The sequence below is a fragment of the Bradyrhizobium sp. 153 genome, from assembly GCF_023073835.1.
Taxonomy (GTDB): Bacteria; Pseudomonadota; Alphaproteobacteria; order Rhizobiales; family Xanthobacteraceae; genus Bradyrhizobium.
This window is the reverse complement of the sequence record NZ_JADPKH010000093.1, coordinates 1-1542: the sequence shown is the minus strand read 5'-3', so window position 1 is coordinate 1542 and position 1542 is coordinate 1. Positions and strand designations below refer to the sequence as shown.

Sequence of the window (1542 nt, the reverse complement as noted above, 5' to 3'; positions counted from 1 at the left end):
GTCGTCCGTGAAGAACCTCCAAGCGGTTGATCAAGAATCAGTTTTCGGGGCGAGAAGGTCTTGGGGATTGCAAACTTTCGGGCTTTGACGGCCCAAAAGCTTGCAGTTTCATTTTTGAGGATTCCGTCGAATCACGAGTCGTGATTCCGTCGTCGCATCGGAGGGAGCGATGCGACCAAAGGAACGACGCGGGACGGGACAAACCGATCTTCTGCGCTCGCGGCTGGACGCGATCATCGATATGGGGCACCCGCTGGTGAAGCTGGCGGGGACAATCGACTGGTCGTTCCTGGAGCAGCGGTTCGGGGCGGTCTACGAGGACAAGCCGGGCCGGCCGCCATTGCCGACGCGGCTGATGGCGGGGCTGGCGATCCTCAAGCACACCTACGACCTCTCCGACGAGGTCCTGTGCGAGCGCTGGGTGGAGAACCCCTATTACCAGTTCTTCTGCGGCGAGGAGTTCTTCCAGCACCGATTGGTGTTCGATCGCTCTTCGCTGACGCGCTGGCGCCAGCGGATGGGCGAGGAGAAGCTGCAGGCTTTGCTGCAGGAGAGCCTTTCGGTTGCCACCAAGACCGAGGCGCTCAAGCCGTCCGATCTCAATCGCGTCATCGTCGACACGACGGTGCAGCCCAAGAACGTGATGTTCCCCACCGATGCGCGGCTGCTGAACCGCGCCCGCGAGATCCTGGTGCGGCTGGCCAAGAGGTACGGCGTCAAGCTGCGCCAGTCCTATGCCAGGGTGGGCAAGTTCGCGCTGATCAAGCATCAGCGCTATGCCCACGCCAAGCAGTTCAAGCGTGCCAACAGGGCCTTGAAGAAGCTCAAGACCTATCTCGGCCGCATTATCCGCGACATCGGCCGCAAACTCGGGGGCAACGCCGACTTGCTTGCCGGGATCGTGCTGGAGCGCATGCTGGCGCGGGCGCGACGCGTGCTGGAGCAGAAGCAGCACCGGCGTGGACCCAAGGTCTATTCGCTGCACGCGCCCGAGGTGGAGTGCATCGGCAAGGGCAAGGCCCACCGGCCTTACGAGTTCGGCGTCAAAGTCTCGGTTGCAACGACGCTGGCGCACGCCAAAGGCGGTCAATTCGTGACCCACGTGAAGGCGCTGCCCGGCAACCCCTATGACGGGCATACGCTCGCAACCGTCATCCCGGACATGGAAGCCCTCATCGGCAATACCCTCGAGCGCCTCCTCGCCGACAAGGGCTATCGCGGCCACAATGCCCCACCCGATTACAAGTTCAGGGTGTTCACGTCAGGGCAGAAGCGGCGGGTGACGCCACAGATCACGCGCGAGCTGCGAAGGCGGTCCGCCGTCGAACCGGTCATCGGCCATCTCAAATCCGAGCATCGAATGGGCCGCAATTATCTCTGGCATCGCGAGGGCGACGCCAGCAACGCCGTCCTCGCCGCCGTCGGCTACAACTTCCGCCGCCTGATCTGCTGGCTCAGGCTCTCGTTGTGGCAAATCCTGGCCATCCTCTTCGCCCGACCCCAAATCAATCCAGCCTGAATTCAGGGTTCTTCACGGACGAC

Annotated in this window: 1 protein-coding gene; it reads left to right on the top strand. The window is 62.6% G+C overall.

Features of this window, described 5'->3' with window-relative positions; all coding sequences use genetic code 11:
- Window positions 1-169 precede the first annotated feature (169 nt).
- A complete protein-coding gene (locus IVA91_RS24280) occupies window positions 170-1519 on the top strand; it encodes an IS5 family transposase (RefSeq protein ID WP_247275680.1) in 1350 nt (449 codons plus the stop codon).
- Window positions 1520-1542: the final 23 nt, after the last annotated feature.